This is a genomic window from Bartonella sp. AA2SXKL (assembly GCF_042197205.1).
Classification (GTDB): domain Bacteria; phylum Pseudomonadota; class Alphaproteobacteria; order Rhizobiales; family Rhizobiaceae; genus Bartonella.
The window spans coordinates 1-500 of the sequence record NZ_JBHIRN010000306.1; the positions used below are offsets into that span (position 1 = coordinate 1).

The window sequence follows — 500 nt, forward strand, 5'->3', positions numbered from 1 at the left end:
CAGAAAGGTCTCTTGAATCCGTCTTTTTAGGAATATGTGCTGCAACACAAATACAATTGCTTTTTAAACCCGCTGAGGTGTTGCAACAACAATATGGATTACAGCCTCCACAAGGAGCGCCTCTCTTTTATACCTACTTTGATCAAAAAATAGGCCTCTTTCCAACACCCAAACAGGTTGAGACCGTGCGTCTTGTCTATACTTCTCTTCGTTTTGGAGATGAACAGGTGATGGAGGATGATAATCCTTGGTTGATTTATGCATTTGATCTTATTAAAGCACGTGCAAAATACGAACTCTACAAAAATATCCTTAAGGATCCTGAATATGCCGCTGTTTCTTTTAGAGACTTTCAAGAACAGCTCCAAGCTTTGCGATTTGAAACATCGCGTCGAAAAGGCTCTTTAAATATTCTGCCCATGAGCTTTTAAAAAGCTTTTTTCTTCATCATTGATGATTGGTACTGGCGGCTGATGTTGGTGGCTGATGTTGGTGGCTGG

At 40.6% G+C, this 500-nt stretch carries 1 pseudogene; it reads left to right on the forward strand.

The window, feature by feature from the left end:
* A pseudogene (locus ACFINS_RS11390) lies at positions 1-431 on the forward strand (hypothetical protein); the annotation flags it as partial.
* Positions 432-500 lie beyond the last annotated feature (69 nt).